Annotated in this window: 13 protein-coding genes; 3 read left to right on the forward strand and 10 right to left on the reverse strand. The window is 67.8% G+C overall.

Going from position 1 to position 14,955, the window contains the following annotated elements:
• Positions 1-64: 64 nt before the first annotated feature.
• Positions 65-775, reverse strand: a complete 711-nt coding sequence (locus JL37_RS22525) for a ComF family protein (protein WP_369798619.1) — start codon at positions 773-775, stop codon at positions 65-67.
• Between the two features lie 90 nt (positions 776-865).
• On the opposite strand from JL37_RS22525, the gene JL37_RS22530 reads away from it, so the two are divergent.
• Positions 866-1,801 (forward strand): methyltransferase domain-containing protein, encoded by a 936-nt coding sequence (locus JL37_RS22530; protein ID WP_043546861.1) that lies wholly within the window; start codon positions 866-868, stop codon positions 1,799-1,801.
• 33 nt (positions 1,802-1,834) lie between these two features.
• On the opposite strand, the gene JL37_RS22535 is transcribed toward JL37_RS22530, so the two are convergent.
• From JL37_RS22535 to rsmB, 7 genes are all read right to left on the reverse strand, one after another.
• Positions 1,835-3,079, reverse strand: coding sequence for a YbdK family carboxylate-amine ligase (locus tag JL37_RS22535; RefSeq protein WP_043546862.1), 1,245 nt, complete (start codon positions 3,077-3,079; stop codon positions 1,835-1,837).
• Between the two features lie 727 nt (positions 3,080-3,806).
• Positions 3,807-5,276, reverse strand: coding sequence for a TrkH family potassium uptake protein (locus tag JL37_RS22540; RefSeq protein WP_043546863.1), 1,470 nt, complete (start codon positions 5,274-5,276; stop codon positions 3,807-3,809).
• 51 nt (positions 5,277-5,327) lie between these two features.
• Positions 5,328-6,707 (reverse strand): Trk system potassium transporter TrkA, encoded by a 1,380-nt coding sequence (trkA, locus tag JL37_RS22545; RefSeq protein ID WP_043546864.1) that lies wholly within the window; start codon positions 6,705-6,707, stop codon positions 5,328-5,330.
• Positions 6,704-7,396, reverse strand: coding sequence for a response regulator (locus tag JL37_RS22550; protein WP_043546865.1), 693 nt, complete (start codon positions 7,394-7,396; stop codon positions 6,704-6,706). The genes trkA and JL37_RS22550 overlap by 4 nt, the downstream gene beginning before the upstream one ends.
• A gap of 11 nt (positions 7,397-7,407) precedes the next feature.
• Complete coding sequence (locus tag JL37_RS22555; RefSeq protein ID WP_043546867.1) at positions 7,408-9,723, reverse strand: ATP-binding protein; 2,316 nt, start codon at positions 9,721-9,723, stop codon at positions 7,408-7,410.
• On the reverse strand, positions 9,720-10,310 hold the full coding sequence (locus JL37_RS22560; RefSeq protein WP_081955154.1) for a DUF4390 domain-containing protein: 591 nt from the start codon (positions 10,308-10,310) through the stop codon (positions 9,720-9,722). Before JL37_RS22560 ends, JL37_RS22555 begins: the two co-directional genes overlap by 4 nt.
• Before the next feature lie 39 nt (positions 10,311-10,349).
• Positions 10,350-11,687 (reverse strand): 16S rRNA (cytosine(967)-C(5))-methyltransferase RsmB, encoded by a 1,338-nt coding sequence (gene rsmB, locus JL37_RS22565; RefSeq protein WP_043546868.1) that lies wholly within the window; start codon positions 11,685-11,687, stop codon positions 10,350-10,352.
• Positions 11,688-11,792: 105 nt separating this feature from the next.
• Between rsmB and JL37_RS22570 the strand changes: the two genes are divergently transcribed.
• Together JL37_RS22570 and JL37_RS22575 are read left to right on the forward strand one after the other, a co-directional pair.
• The gene (locus tag JL37_RS22570) at positions 11,793-12,425 is read left to right on the forward strand and encodes a LysE family translocator (protein ID WP_043546869.1); all 633 of its coding nucleotides are present in this window, start codon (positions 11,793-11,795) and stop codon (positions 12,423-12,425) included.
• A 137-nt stretch (positions 12,426-12,562) separates the two neighbouring features.
• Positions 12,563-13,357 carry an IclR family transcriptional regulator gene (locus tag JL37_RS22575; RefSeq protein ID WP_255352929.1) on the forward strand — a complete coding sequence of 265 codons (795 nt, stop codon included), beginning with the start codon at positions 12,563-12,565 and terminating at the stop codon, positions 13,355-13,357.
• A gap of 18 nt (positions 13,358-13,375) precedes the next feature.
• Here the strand turns inward: JL37_RS22575 and JL37_RS22580 are convergent, their stop codons facing one another.
• Both JL37_RS22580 and JL37_RS22585 read right to left on the reverse strand, forming a co-directional pair.
• Positions 13,376-14,149, reverse strand: coding sequence for a class II aldolase/adducin family protein (locus tag JL37_RS22580; RefSeq protein WP_043546872.1), 774 nt, complete (start codon positions 14,147-14,149; stop codon positions 13,376-13,378).
• A 42-nt stretch (positions 14,150-14,191) separates the two neighbouring features.
• The gene (locus tag JL37_RS22585) at positions 14,192-14,947 is read right to left on the reverse strand and encodes an ABC transporter permease (RefSeq protein ID WP_043546874.1); all 756 of its coding nucleotides are present in this window, start codon (positions 14,945-14,947) and stop codon (positions 14,192-14,194) included.
• Positions 14,948-14,955: the final 8 nt, after the last annotated feature.

A 14,955-nucleotide genomic window follows, 5' to 3' on the forward strand; every position in this document is an offset into this window, starting at 1 on the left:
CAAACAGCTTGCGGCGCGGACGCGCCGCATACCGGAATTGTCGCCGATTTGCCGCCGCGCCGCCTCAGGGCGTGCGCGCGGCCACCAGCACCGTAACGCCCGCCGCGCCCGCGGCCAGCAGCGCGCCGGCCGCGGCATCGGCGGTGCTGCCCGTGGTCATGACGTCGTCCACCACGGCCACGTGCCGGCCCAGCACGGCGCCCCGGCAGGAAAACAGACCTACCGCGCCTCGTTGGCGGGCGCGCCGGCTCCTGCCGGTCTGCCGCGGCGCCTCGCGCCGCCGCAACAGCATGCCGCGCGCCAGGGGCAGCCCCAGCTCCGCCGCTAACCCGCGGGCGATCTCGGCGGCGGGATTCATGCCGCGCCGGCGCAGCGAGACGCGGCCAGCGGGTATGGGCACCAGCAGCGTGCCGGCGGGCAAGGGGCCGTCGCGCGCGACGGCTGCGGCAATCAGCCGGGCAAGCACGGGCGCCATGCTGAGACGGCGCTGAGCCTTCAGCATCAGGACCAGGGCGTCGGCGGGCGGCTCGTAGTCGAATGCCGCCACGGTGCGCGCGAAGGGCCGCGGCACGCCCAGGCAGGCGGGGCAGCAGGGCGCGCCTGGCGGCAACCTGAGGGCGCAGCAAGGGCAGCGCGGCGGCGCGCCCGGCTCCCAGGCCAGGATGTCCGCCTCGCAGCCCGGGCAGAGCCTAGCCCCCGCCACCCGCGCGCCGCACAACGGGCAGTCGCAGCCGACCCGGGACAGCAGCAGCCGCCCCATGTTCCGTAGGGACAATCGGAGCCCGGGGCCGGGATGCGCAATAATGGATGCCATTCCTCATGAAACCATGATCCGCTCCGCCACGAAGGCGCGGGCGCGACCGAAATGTCCCTGCCAGAACCCGCTACGCTCCCCACCTTGCCCATCGTCAGCGCCGACGTGCCCAGGCAGTTCGCCCGCCGCGGCGACCTGGCCGAAGCCCAGTTCCTGTACGGGGAAATCGCCCGCCGCATGCTGGGCCGCCTGCAATACATCCGCATACAACCCCAGGCGATGCTGGACGCAGGCTGCGGCGCGGGCGACAACCTGCCCCTGCTGCGCGAGCGCTATCCCGTCGCGGCCTATACCGGGCTGGACAACTGCGCCCCCCTCCTCGACCTGGCGCGCAAGCGCCACGCGCCAGCAGGCCTGTCCGCCTTGATCGGCAAGCTGGCCCGCCGCGGCCCGGCCGCCCCGGCCTTCGTGGCCGCCGACCTCGCGGACACCGGATTGCCGCCCGAATCGCTGGAACTGGTGTGGTCCAACCTGGCCATGCACTGGCACCGCGCCCCGCACGCCGTGCTGGCGGAATGGCGGCGCATCCTGAAGGTGGGAGGGCTGGCCATGTTTTCCTGTCTGGGTCCGGCCACGCTGCGCGAACTGCGCCAGGCCCTGACGGACGCCGGCCTGCGCACGGCTACGCCATCCTTCGTGGACATGCACGATTTCGGCGACCTGCTGGTGGAAAACGGTTTTGCCGACCCCGTCATGGACCAGGAAATCCTGACCCTGACCTACCGCAGCCCCGAAAAACTGCTGCAAGACGTGCGCGCGCTGGGAGGAAACCCCGCTGAAGGCCGCCGGGGCGGGCTGGTGGGCCGGGATTGGCGCGACCGCCTTTGCGCCGCGCTGGAGGCGCAGCGCAGGCCGGACGGCGTCATCGCCCTGAGCATTGAAGTCGCCTATGGCCATGCGTGGCGCGCGGCCGCGCATCGCACCACGGCGGGCGAAACCCGCCTGTCGGTCAGCGCAATCGGAGGCCGCCACCGCGGCAACCCCTGAAGCGGGGCTCCACCTGGTGGCTGGCAGGGCTGTCTAGTGCAGGCGCTCGGGCATGGGCACGGCGACGCCCGGCTCGGACGGCCGCAAGGGCTGCATGGGCTCGGAGGTGGCCCGGATGCGGCGCCGCAAGACCGCCGTGGGTTCTGCGGGCGCGGCAGCGCCGGCGGCCACGCCGCGCCATGCATTCGACATGGCTTCCACGAGCAGGGGCAGGTCGCGCAGGCGGTGGAACTGGCTGCGCAGCCAGCGGGAATCGTTGCCGCTGCGCATGGATTCATCGCGCAGCGCCGCGATCATGTCGCCCGTGCCCAGTTCTTCGGCCACCGGCATCAGGCGCTGGAACAGCACGCGCAGGTGGTCCATCAGGCGCAGCCGCTGTCCGTCGGGGGTCACGTAGCTGCCCTGCAGGCCGAAACGGCAGGCCTGGAAGTGGTTGCTGCGGTAGGACAGCCAGGCGTTGTCGCTGGGATCGTCCTCGCGCATCAGCAGCACCGCCAGGGCCTGGGCGAAGGCGGCGATCTGGCAGGCCCGCTCGACCGTCAGCGGGGTGTCGCAGACGCGGATCTCGACCGTGCCGAATTCGGGCTTGGGACGGATGTCCCAGTAGAGGTCCTTAATGCTCTCGGCCAGGCCATAGGCGCGCAGCTGGGCCAGGTGCGCCTCGAACTGGTACCAGTCCTTTACCTCGGGGGGCATGTGGCCGGCCAGCGGGAAGCTATTGACCGCGTTCAGGCGCGAGCACGAGAACAGCGTGTCCACGCCCTCGCAATAAGGCGAGGAGGCCGACAGCGCGATGAAGTGAGGCACGTAGGGAGACAGGCGGCGCAGCAGCTTGATGGAGTCGTCGCCGTTCCTGACGCCCAGGTGGATGTGCTGGCCGAAAACAGTAAATTGACGCGCCAGGTAACCATACATTTCGGCCAGGTACTGGAAGCGCGGCGTGTCGGAGATGGAGCGCTCTTGCCAGCGCATGAAGGGGTGGGCGCCGCCGCCCGCCACCGAAACCCCTACGGCGTCCGCCGCCTCGACCAGCGCATCGCGCATCTCGCGCATTTCGGCCAGGAGGCCCATCGGGTGCTCGTGCACCGAGGAATTCAGTTCGATCATGGACCGCGTGATTTCCGGTTTGACGCGGTCGGCGATGGGGTGGTTGGCCATTTGGGCCAGCAGCTCGTCAGAGGCTGCGGTCAGGTCAAAACTGCGGGGGTCTATCAGTTGCAGCTCGAGCTCGATGCCCAGGGTGTTGGGGGCCGACGAAATGAACGGGATCTGTTCCATCTCGGACTCCTTTGAATGTTTGATGAGGATGTGCGCCGTTCGACCTTGAAGCCCGGCAACTTCCCGGGGGGCACTAGACGGCAGCTTGTGTATGCATGATAGCCGCAACTTTGTGGCAAAACGATTGAGAATCGTGACATTTATGTGCAACATCGCGAAGCATTCGGTTTTTCCCTGCGAGAGAAAGTGAGCGAGCGCTTACGACATAGAAACGGCGCGGGTTTCCGGCCGGCGGCGCCCGGATGGCGAGTCTGGAAGGGGCCTCCGGAGAAGGAAGGGATAACCCTTATTAGGGTTATTACGGACGAAATTGGGGGGTCGGAGGCTCGCCATTGGCGCTACCGCGGGGGTGCAGGAGCAAGATGTCAGGTGCCGGGAGCCAGGGAGCCACGTGCCAGGGGCCAGGGGCCAGGGGCCAGGTGTCAGGTGTCAGGTGCCAGGTATCAGGTGCCAGGAGCCAGGTGTCAGACACCCTACGCGCCTCCCTTCCAAGCTGAACCGCCGCTACCCGGGTGTCTGACACCACTGACACCACTGACACCAACCGAGCGCCGACGGTGTCAGACACCCGGGTAGCACCGGCCAAGACTGTAGATCGTAGATCGTCTCGTACGGGTGTCAGATACTGACCAACCGCGGGGAGTCAGACACTGATCGGCCGCGTGCGGGTGTCAGGCCCTTGGTTGGCCGCATGCGGATGGCGGACACTTGACCCTGCCCGCAAAATTCACTTCCGCCAGAAAATCGGCGTGAACAGCACCAGCACGGTCAGCAATTCCAGGCGGCCGATCAGCATCGCGAAGGTACAGACCCAGATCTGGAAATCGGACAGCACCGCGAAATTGCCCATGGGGCCGACCGGCCCCAGGCCCGGGCCGGTGTTGTTCACGCTGGCGAACACGGCCGAGAACGCCGTGATCGGATCCAGGCCGGATAGCAGCAGCAGGCTGGTGAACACCGCGATGGACAGGCCGTAGAACAGCATGAAGGCCAGCACGGACGACATGGTCCGGCCCTCGACCGCCCTGCCGTTGATCCGCACCGGGCTGACCGCGTGCGGGTGCAGCATGGTCACCAGCTCGTTGCGGGCCTGCTTGACCAGCAGGATCGCCCGGATCATCTTGATGCCGCCGCCCGTCGACCCCGCCGACGTGGCGAACCCCGAGAGCAACAGCATCGTCAGCGGCGCAAACAGCGGCCACTGGGCGAAATCGGTGTTGGCGTAGCCGGTGGTGGTCGCCATCGAGATCGTGTTGAACATCCCGTACCTCAGGGCCTCCAGCGGTTCGGCATAGACCCCTTTCAGGTAGAGGAACACGGAAATGACCAGTCCCACCCCCAGGACGACGACCAGGTACGGGATGGCTTCGGGGCAGCGCGCATAGGCCCGCGGGCTGCGCTGGCGGAAGGCGTTGAAATGCGTGGCGAAGTTAATGCCGGCAATCAGCATGAACACCATCGCCACCATTTCCACGGCCACCGAGTCGAAATGGGCGAAGCCGTCGTCCCAGGTGGAGAAACCGCCCAGCCCCATCGTCGTGGCCATGTGGCACCAGGCCTCGAACCACGACAGGCCGACCGCGCGGTACGCCAGGAAGCACAGGATGGAAAACACGAAATACACCGCATACAGCGCCTTGGCGGTGCTGGCGATCCGGGGGGTCAGGCGCTCATCCTTCATCGGCCCGGGCGTTTCCGCCCGCACCACCTGATGGCCGCCGACCCCGAGCAGCGGCAGGATGGCCACGGCCAGGACCAGGATGCCCATGCCGCCGATCCAGATCAGCGTGGCCCGCCACAGGTTGATGGACGCCGGCAGTGTGTCCAGGTTGGTCAGCACGGTGGCGCCGGTGGTGGTCAGGCCGGACATGGCCTCGAAATACGCGCCGGTGAACGACAGCGGCAGCCCCGCGCCATGGAAATACAGCATCAGCGGAATGGAGGCCAGCAGCGGCAGGCCGGCCCACACGGCCGACACCAGCACGAAGCCGTCCCGCGCCCGCAGTTCGCACCGGGCGCGGCGGGTCAGCGCGGCCAGGCCCACGCCGATGCCCACCGAGATCAGGAAGCCGTCCAGGAAGGCATCACGCGCCGCGTCGCCGCCCACGTAGGCGACGCCCAAGGGAATCAGCATGGTGAGCGCGAACATCACCATCGTCAGGCCCAGGATGTAGAGGGTGCCCAGGACTCGCTTCATGGAGCTATCCGGCCGCGCGCGGCCCGCGGAGGAAGAGGAAGGCGGCTCGCATCAGAAGAAGGACGCCGAGACTTGGAACAGCTTTTCCACGCGCGGCATCTGCCGGCGCGACGGCACGAAGACAATGACGTGGTCGTCCGATTCGATCACGGTGTCGGCGTCCGGCAGGATGATTTCGTCCTCGCGCACCAGCGCGCCGATGCTGGCGCCCTTGGGCAGGCTGATCTGCCCCACCGCGCGGCCGACCACTTTGGAATTCGAGCGGTCGCCGTGGGCGATGGCCTCCAGCGCTTCCGCCACGCCCTGGCGCAGTCGGTGCACCGCGGCCACGTCGCCCCGGCGCACGTGGCGCAGGAGCTCGCTCATGGTGGCCTGGGAGGGCGACACAGCGATATCGATATGGCTGCCCTGCATCAGCTCGCCGTAGGCCTGGCGGTTGATCAGGGCGATCACCTTGCGCGCGCCCAGGCGCTTGGCCAGCAGCGAGGACATGATGTTGTCCTCGTCGTCGCTGGTGAGCGCCAGCCAGGTATCCATGTCCTCGATGCTTTCGCGTTCCAGCAGGGCCTCGTCGGTGCCGCTGCCATGCAGGACGAGCACGCTGTCGGGCAGCTGGGTGGCCAGGTACTCGCAGCGCTTCAGGTCGCGCTCGATGATACGGACGCTGTATTTTTCCTCGGCGAGCTGGCGCGCCAGGCGCAGGCCGATGTTGCCCCCGCCCGCGATCATCACGCGGCGCACGGCGCGCTCGGCCTCGCGCAACTGCCGGACCGCCCGGCGCGCGTCGCGCGAATCCACCACCAGGACCGCTTCGTCGCCCGGCGCGATGACGGTGCCGCTGCCGGCGCGCAGCGGCCGGCCGTTGCGCAGCACGTCGATCACGCGGGCCTTCACGTCGGGCCAGACATCGCGCAGCTTGTCGACCGGGGAATGCGCCATGGGGCTGCCATGCCCCACCCTCACGGTCACGACGCTGACGCGCCCTTCGGCGAATTCCACCACCTGCAGGGCCTCGGGAAACTCGATCAGGCTGTGCAGGTACGTGGTGACGCTGCGTTCCGGGCTGATCAGCGCGTCGATGCAGAAGCCCTCTTCGCTCATGAGCTCGGCGTGCTCGGCGAATTCAGCGGAGCGGATGCGGGCGATGCGGCGGGGGGTGTTGAACAGCTGGCGGGCGATCTTGCACGCCACCATGTTGGCCGTGTCGGAAGCCGCGCAGGCGATCAGGAGGTCGGTATCGGCGGCGCCGGCGGCTTCCAGCACCGACACCTGCGAGCCGTCGCCATGGACGACACGCAGGTCGAAGTGTTCTTGCAGGTATTGGAGCTGGACAGGATCCGAATCGATGACGGTGATGTCGTTCTCTTCCGACACCAGGTTCTCGGCCACGCTGGTGCCCACGCGACCAGCGCCCATGATCAGGATCTTCATGTGCTCCGCTTGCGTGCGGACTCGATGCCCAATTGCTTGAGCTTGCGGTACAGGTGGGTGCGTTCCAGGCCGGTGCGCTCCGAGACCCGGGTCATGCTGTGGCTTTCCCGGACCAGGTGGTATTCGAAATAGATGCGCTCGAACTCGTCGCGCGCTTCGCGCAGGGGCTGGTCCAGCGAGATGCTGCCCAGCTGGCCGTTGGAGGCGACCGGGATTTCGTTGGCGGGCGCGGCGGCCAGGGCCGGGGGATCGAGTTCGTCTTCCAGCGCCACCGCCGGGCTGGCGGCGGCCGGATGCGCGGCCACGGGCGCCGGATGCGGCGCGCGGCCGCGGGCCAGGCCGGCGGCCACGGTCTTCAGCAGGCGCTGCAGCGTGATCGGCTTTTCGAGGAAATCCATGGCGCCGATGCGCGTGGCTTCGACCGCCGTGTCGATGGTGGCGTGGCCGCTCATCATGATCACGGGCATGTCCAGCAGGCCCTGCGAGCCCCATTCCTTGAGCAGGCTCACACCATCGGTGTCGGGCATCCAGATGTCCAGCAACACCAGGTCAGGACGCATGCGCAGCCGCGCCGCGCGTGCCTGCGCCGCATTTTCAGCCAGCTCGACCGTGTGTCCTTCGTCGTAAAGGATCTCCGACAAAAGCTCGCGTATACCGACTTCGTCGTCAACCACCAGAATTCTGGCCATAAAGCATCCACCTATTGCGTAGCCGCATTATCCTTTTCTTGCGCGGTCGCGTCCATAGTATCGGCCTCGGAAGCCAGCCGGGTCAACAAGATGGAGATCCGCGCGCCCCCCTCCTTGCGGTTTGCAAGGTCGATACGCCCGCCGTGTTCTTCCACGATCTTGCGTACGATTGCCAATCCTAACCCAGTCCCGTGGGACTTGGTGGTGACGTAAGGCTCGAACGCGCGCTGCATGACCTGGGGCGGGAACCCGGGCCCGCTGTCAGCCACGGTGAACCTGAGCGCCTCGTGATAGGCGCTATCGGGCTGTTCGCTGCGCATAAGCTGCGTCGTGACGCTCACCCGCCCCTGCCCGCCCTGCTCGGCAATCGCGTCGCGGGCGTTGGACAGCAGGTTGTGGATCACCTGGCGCAACTGGGTCGGGTCGCCCTCGATCGCCGGCAGGTCCGGCCCCAGCGTCACGTCCAGGTTCAGGGCCTTTTCGCCATGCCGCGGCGAGCCGCCTTCGGGGTCCCAGCCGTACAGCGACAGCACGTCGGCCACCAGCGCATTGAAATCGATCCGCTGCATCACGGCCGGCGGCGTGCGGGCGTACTCGCGGAAATCGTCCACCATCTGCTTGAGCGATGCCACCTGGTTCACGATGGTATTGGTGGACCGTTCGACGATCTGGGCTTCGGCGGGCGGCAGCTTGCCCTCCAGCTTCATGGCCAGGCGCTCGGCCGACAGCTGGATCGGGGTAAGCGGGTTCTTGATCTCGTGCGCCAGCCGGCGGGCCACCTCGCCCCAGGCCACCGTGCGGTTGGCCGAGATCACTTCGGTAATGTCGTCGAACACCACCAGGTAGCCGTTGCCGCGCCCGTCCACCTTCAAATGCGTGCCCCGCGCCAGCAGGGTCAGCGGCTGCGGCGCGACGGAGGCGCCGCCCTGGGCCGGGCTGATCTCGAACTGCTGTTGCCAGTGCTGGCGCTCGGAGCCCACCGCCGCGTGGGCGGAGAAGGCCTGCCGGACGATGTTGGCGAACTCGAGCATGCCGTCGGCCGTCTCCAGCGGGCGGCCGATCACCGAGCGCAGGTCGGCGCCAAGAATGGTCTGGGCGCCCTGGTTGACGGTGGTGACGCGGAAAGATTCATCGAACACCAGCACCCCGGAGGACAGGTTCGACAGCACGTTCTCCAGGTAGACATTGGAGCGCTCCAGCTGCTGGCGGTTGCTTTCGACCATGCGCCGCGCCTCGTCCAGCTGCCGCGTCATGGCGTTGAACGAGCGCGTGAGCTGGCCGACTTCGTCGCGCTCGGGAGGCTCGGGCAAGGGCCGGTAATCGCCCACGCCCACCGCCTGCGTGCCGCCCGCCAGGCTGAGCAGCGGACGCACCAGGCGCTTGGACAGCGACAGCGCGACCGCGATGGCGCCGAACGCCGCCAGCAACAGGGCCAGGGTCAGCGTGATGCCGTACAGCTTGCGCAGGCCCAGCCGCGACAGCGCCAGCTCCTGGTAGTCGCGGAAACCCTGCTGCACCAGGTTGGCGTTGTGCGCGATCTGCTCGGGCACGGGCTGCAGCAGCTGCAGCCAGCGCGGCTCGGACGACGCCCCCAGCAGGTTGTCGTAGCGGTCCGGCCCCGCCAGCGGAATCACGACCCGCAGGTGCAGGCCGCCTTCGGCGCCCGGCGTCACGGGGTCGTCGGCCTCGGCGGCGGAATACCCGCGCGCCAGCCGCAGCTGGTTCATGACCGTGGACGGCGGCATGGCAGGCAGCAGCTGGCCGTACTGGCTGGTGGAAAACGCCACCATGCGCCCGCTGCCGGTGAACACCATGGCTTCCTGCACGCCGTTGGCCTCGCGCAGCCGCGTCAGGGTCAGGGCCACGCCGCTGTCGCTGTTGCGGTTCAGTTCCATGGCCATGGAGCGGGCGCGCGCGTCCAGGTCGGCCAGCAGCGAATCCAGCGCCGCGCGGCCCAGGTTCAGGCCGGCTTCCAGCGCGGTATCCACGCGCACGTTGAACCAGGATTCGATCGAGCGCGACATGAACTGCACCGAAACGGTGTAGATCAGCGCCCCGGGGACGACCCCGATCAGCGCGAACGCCAGCGAAAAGCGGGCGGTCAGCCGCGCCCCGAACTGGCGCCGGCGGATCTGCCTGGCCAGCCGCACGGTCAGCGCCACCACCCAGACGAAAAGCGCCAGCGCAAAAACGCCGTTCAGCACCAGCAGCGTGTCGTAATAGCGCGCGAAGCGCGAGGCATTGCCGGTGGACCAGGCCAAGAGCCCCAGCAACGCCAGGCCGCTCACGGCGCCGACCATCAGGGCCAGCCGAAGCAAAAGCCTCATGAGGGGTCTTTCTCCTTGTCACTCAATACGAACGAGAAGTCGGTCCAGGGTGTGGCCTGCACCCACGAACTGCTGTTCAGGGCGTTGACCTGGAAGGGCCGCGGCAACATCGAAGTGTCCAGCCGCAGGCGCAGCTGGCCGCCGTACAGCACGCCCGCGTCGAACTCGCCGGCGTCCGCCACCGGCCAGTTGCGGATGTGCCGGACGACGCCCATGGCGTCGTCGAGCGACGCCACCGGGAAGGACAGTTCGCCCACGCCGGCGCGCCATTGGCGGGTCAGCGCGTTATAGACGATGCGCCAGGTGCGGGACGTATCCACCAGGGATGCGTCGAACCACCACCAGCGTTCGCGCGTAATGGTGAGATCGGCCGTGAAATACAAGGGGACGCCGCGCTGGGCGGCATCACGGAGCTGGTCGTTGAGCGCAAATTCGATGTCCGCGTCGATCTCGAGCTTGCCGTCGCGAACCATGGGACTCACCTGGGTGACTTTGGGCTCGGCCCCATGTGCGTTTCCGCCCGATGCAAACGAAAGCAAGGCAGATGCGAGCAACAACCCAAGAAATAAGCGCGAGATAATGGACATACGACACCGAGACTACGTCATGCCCCTATTCTTGGCGATTCACGACTGCTTGGCAAACAAGGCGTAGAAAAATCCGTCGTGCTGCGCCGCGGGTGTTGCATCGACCGCAACTGGCAGCAATTGGCCGGGCGCGTCCAGCCGGACGGCATCGGGGTGGCGCTGCAGGAACTCCAGCGCCTGGCGCACCCCTTCGATCGGGAATACCGAACACGTTACATAGAGCAACCGGCCGCCGGGCGCCACGGTGCGCCAGAGCGAGTCCAGGATCCGGGCCTGCAGGCCGGCCGTGCGCCGCACATCGTTCTCGCGCCGCAGCCAGCGTATGTCGGGGTGGCGGCGGACGATGCCCGAGGCCGTGCACGGCACGTCGGCCAGCACGGCGTCAAAGGGCTTGCCGTCCCACCAGGCGTCCAGGTCGGAGGCGTCGGCCGCCTTCAGCCGGACATGCCCCCCCGCCAGGCCGAGGCGGTCCAGGTTCTGCTCCACGCGGGCCAGCCGGCCGGCGTCGGCGTCCAGGGCCAGCAGGTCGATATCGGCCAGTTCCAGCAGATGCGCCGTCTTGCCGCCAGGCGCCGAGCAGGCGTCCAGCACCCGCATGCCGTTGGCCGGAGCCAGCAGCTCGGCCGCCAGTTGGGCGCCGGCGTCCTGCACCGACCACCAGCCCTCGGCGAATCCCGGCAACTGCGTAACGGGCCGGGGCGAGGACAGCGCCAGGCCGGACTGGCCCACGGGCTCGGCGTCCAGCCCCGCCGCCTGGAACGCGGCCAGCACCTGCTCGCGGCTGGCGCACCGGCGGTTGACCCGCAAGGTCAGCGGCGCCGGCACGTTGGCGCTGGCGAGGATGTCGCGCCACTGCTGCGGATAGGCCACCGCCAGCTGCTTGACCCACCAGCCCGGGTGGTTCCATTGGGCTTCCGGGCTGTCTGCGACCGCGGCCTCGAGGGCGGCGCGTTCGCGCAGGAACCGGCGCAGGCAGGCGTTCAGCATGCCCTTGTACGAAGCCAGGCCGCGCTGGCGGGACCCCGCGGTCACTGCCTGGTCCACGACCGTGTGGGCCCCGTAGACCGGCATGCCCGGCAGGGCCGCAGCGGCCTCGCCTTCCTCTTTCAGCAGGGTCAGGGACACCAGCAGCAGCGATTCGAACAGCACGCTGGGATAGCGCTGCACCAGTTCGCGTCCTACCGCGTCGGCCCAGCCCAGGTAGCGCATCGCGTGGAACGACACCGCCTGGACCGCCGGCCGCAACGACGATTCCACGTCGGCCAGCGCGTCCGTCAGGGAACGGCCGTCCAGCACGCCCTCGACCACCTCCGCGCTGGAAAGCAGGACGGCGGAAAGCGGGGGAGCCAGATTGGGGGAGTCGGAACGCGTGGACATGATGCGGATTCTATGGATAAGACCGCTATGGTAGCCGGACCTGGACGAATCCCGGCCGCGGCGGCAAACTGGTTCAAGGTGTATCAACGCCCGCGGAGCCTTCCCATGACCCTTGCAACCCTGCTGCTTTTCATCCTGGCCTCGGCCATTACCATCATCACGCCGGGCCCCACGGTGCTGCTCGCCATGAGCAACGGCTCGCGCCACGGCGTGCGCGCGGCCTGCTGGGGCATGGCAGGCGCGGTGCTGGCCGACCTGATCCTGATCGGCACGGTGGCCTCAGGGCTGGGCGTGGTGCTGGCGGCCTCCGAAGTCGCGTTCCAGTTCATCAAATGGGCCGGGGCAGCCTATCTGGCCTACCTGGGATGGAAGATGCTGCGCTCGGACGCGGCGCTGGTCATGCCGTCCGCCCAGCCGGACGCCGCCCGCCCCGGCGGGTTGGCCCTGGGCCTGCGCAGCTTCGCCGTGGCGATCACCAACCCCAAGGCGCTGCTGTTCATGTCCGCCTTCCTGCCGCAATTCATCAATCCCGCCGCGCCCCTGTTCGCGCAGTACGCCATCCTGGCCAGCGTCATGGCGCTCATGAACGTCGCCGTGATGCTTGCCTATGCGGCGCTGGGCGCGCAGCTGGTGCGCGCGTTCCGGGGCGCGGGCCTGCGCTGGCTGAACCGCGCCTGCGGCGGCTTGCTGATCGGCCTGGCGGGCACCCTGGCGCTGTACCGGCGCGGCGGCCCTTGATCTTGCGCAAGCCAGCGCCCCAGAAAGCGTCCGCCATGGCCGCCGACCGGGCATGAATTGAGAACTCTGTTCTAAAATGATGAACAAATCTCGCGGCATCCCCCCATCCCGGCCAGCCTTCGACAGGAGTCTCACCATTGGAACCCTCCAAGTCCCCTACGCCAGCTGATTCGGCAAGTCCGCAGTCCGGGTCGCTTCCCAAAGGACTCATGATGCTCGAACTGATGTCGGGCGAGGGCGAACCCATGGGGGTTACGGCCCTGGCGCGGCACATGGAAATGCCCAAGAGCGGCGTGCACCGGCTGCTGCAGGTGCTGCGCGCGGCTGGCTGGGTGCGCCAGACTGCCGCCGGGGAATACGAGTGCACCCTGAAGCTCTGGGAACTGGGCCAGCGCGTGGCAAACCGCGTCGATCTGCGCAGCGCGGCAGCGCCGGCCATGCGCGAGCTGGCTGCGCAAACGCGCGAGACCATCCTGCTGTCCATCATGGACGGAATAGAGGTGCTGTACCTGGACGTCATAGACAGCCCCCAGCCGGTCCGCGCCCATACGAAGCCCGGCGACCGCGTGCCGGCTTTCTGCATGGCGACGGGCAAGGCCATGCTGGCCTATGCCTCTTCAGCCCTCATCGACCGGATCATGGAAAACCTCCAAATATTCACCTCCATGACCATCACCACGCGCGACCAGCTCGACAAGGAGCTGGAACAGGTGCGCCGCAAGGGGGTGGCATACAACCGGGGCGAATGGGGCGGCGGAGTACGGGGCATCGCCGCGCCGATCTTCGACGCCCATGGCGCGTGCATCGCCGCCATCAGCGTCGGCGCGCCCGGCGAACGCATGACCGAAGCCGTCAGGCGCAGCGTCGCTCCTCTGGTGATCGACGCAGCCCGGAACATCTCGCGGGAACTCGGCCATACCCCCGCCTCCTGATCGGCGCGGGCGCGGCGCTCAAGTATCGTAACCAGGAAGTTCGCGGTCCAGGCGCCTCAACAGGCCCGGCCAGGCCATTGCCGGGCCATGTCCCTGGGTGGCGGCCCGCACCTGCTCTCGGGCCGTGGCGATGATGGCGGGATCGATGCGGCTCAGCGCCTGCCCCCCAGCCAGCGCGCGGACCTGGATACTGCAGACCGCCTCGAACAGATACATGAACACAAAGGCTTCGCCGATGCTCCTGCCCACCGTGAGCAGGCCGTGGTTGCGCAGCATCAGGAAATCGTTGCCACCCAGCGAGCTGACAAGGCGGGGCTTCTCGTCCTCGCGCAAGGCGATGCCCTCGTAGTCGTGATAGCCCAGACTCTGCAGCACCAGTATCGATTGCTGCGACAAGGGCAGAACGCCTTCAATCTGTGCTGAAACCGCGGTTCCATTCAGCGTGTGCGTATGCATCACGCATTCAGCGTCGTGGCGCGCCGCGTGGATCGCGCTGTGTATGGTGAAACCCGCGGGATTGACCTCATGCGGGGAATCGTCCAGCTTGTTGCCGTCGAGGTCCACCGTGATCAGGCTGGAGGCGGTGACCTCTTCGAACAGCAGCCCATACGGATTGATCAGGAAACGGTCTTGGGCGCCCGGAAGTCGGGCGCTGATGTGCGTGGCGATCAGGTCGTCCCACTTGAACAGCGCGGTCAGGCGGTAGGCGGCGGCCAGCTCCACCCGGCGCCGCCATTCCGCCTCGCTGAATTTCCCGGATGGAGCCGCCTTGGTTTTCCCGATCGACGTCATTGGTTCCCCTTTCCTTGAATACGCCGGCTTCCTGGCCACGGCTCACCGCCAGCGCAGCAGCGCGTTCTCCAGGACGTTCATCAGGCCGTTGATGCCGGCGCCGGTCAGCGCCAGAAGCAGCAAGATGCCCAGCACGCCGTTCGTGTTGAACTGCGACGACAGCAAGCTCAGCTGCTGCCCCAGGCCGTGCTCCGACGCAATGATCTCGCCGCCGACGACGCCCAGCAGGGAATACACCAGGCCCAGCCTGAGCCCCGCGAAGATGGTGGGCACGGCGGTCGGCAGCGTGAAATGGATGAATTTGCGCCACGGGCTGGCGCCCAGCGTGACCGCAAGCACGGAATGATCCTGGCTGACGCTGCGTCCGCCGGCCACGGTGCCCGACAGCACGATGAAATAGCACAGGCTGAATCCGATCGCCACCTTGGACGCCAGCCCCAGGCCGAACCAGATGAGGAACAGGGGCGCCAGGGCGATGCGGGGCATGGAGTTGACCGCGGCCAGGATGGGCTCGAAGGCCCGCTCCATCCGCGGGCTTATCACGAACAACACCCCGGTTGCGATCGCGGCGAGCGTGCCGAGCGCAAATGCGGCCAGGGTGCCGAGCATCGTCCATCCGAAGTCGACGAGCAAGATGCCGTCTCCGAAGAGGTTTTCCCGGAGATAGGCCGCGATGCCCATGGGGCTGCCGATCAGGAGCTGGTCGACCCACGACAGGGAGGCCGCCAGTTGCCACAGGGCGACCAGCCCGGCCACCGCCAGGGCGCGGTCGACATAAGTTTGTGTCCTAGTGTTCATGCCTGCCT

It is taken from the genome of Achromobacter sp. RTa, assembly GCF_000757485.1.
Classification (GTDB): domain Bacteria; phylum Pseudomonadota; class Gammaproteobacteria; order Burkholderiales; family Burkholderiaceae_B; genus Achromobacter.

Excerpts from the sequence above, each read along its gene's own strand:
- JL37_RS22530 (WP_043546861.1), top strand. The coding sequence starts at position 866 with ATGTCCCTGCCAGAACCCGCTACGCTCCCCACCTTGCCCATCGTCAGC.
- JL37_RS22535 (WP_043546862.1), bottom strand. The coding sequence starts at position 3,079 with ATGGAACAGATCCCGTTCATTTCGTCGGCCCCCAACACCCTGGGCATC.
- JL37_RS22540 (WP_043546863.1), bottom strand. The coding sequence starts at position 5,276 with ATGAAGCGAGTCCTGGGCACCCTCTACATCCTGGGCCTGACGATGGTG.
- trkA (WP_043546864.1), bottom strand. The coding sequence starts at position 6,707 with ATGAAGATCCTGATCATGGGCGCTGGTCGCGTGGGCACCAGCGTGGCC.
- JL37_RS22550 (WP_043546865.1), bottom strand. The coding sequence starts at position 7,396 with ATGGCCAGAATTCTGGTGGTTGACGACGAAGTCGGTATACGCGAGCTT.
- JL37_RS22555 (WP_043546867.1), bottom strand. The coding sequence starts at position 9,723 with ATGAGGCTTTTGCTTCGGCTGGCCCTGATGGTCGGCGCCGTGAGCGGC.
- JL37_RS22560 (WP_081955154.1), bottom strand. The coding sequence starts at position 10,310 with ATGTCCATTATCTCGCGCTTATTTCTTGGGTTGTTGCTCGCATCTGCC.
- rsmB (WP_043546868.1), bottom strand. The coding sequence starts at position 11,687 with ATGTCCACGCGTTCCGACTCCCCCAATCTGGCTCCCCCGCTTTCCGCC.
- JL37_RS22570 (WP_043546869.1), top strand. The coding sequence starts at position 11,793 with ATGACCCTTGCAACCCTGCTGCTTTTCATCCTGGCCTCGGCCATTACC.
- JL37_RS22580 (WP_043546872.1), bottom strand. The coding sequence starts at position 14,149 with ATGACGTCGATCGGGAAAACCAAGGCGGCTCCATCCGGGAAATTCAGC.
- JL37_RS22585 (WP_043546874.1), bottom strand. The coding sequence starts at position 14,947 with ATGAACACTAGGACACAAACTTATGTCGACCGCGCCCTGGCGGTGGCC.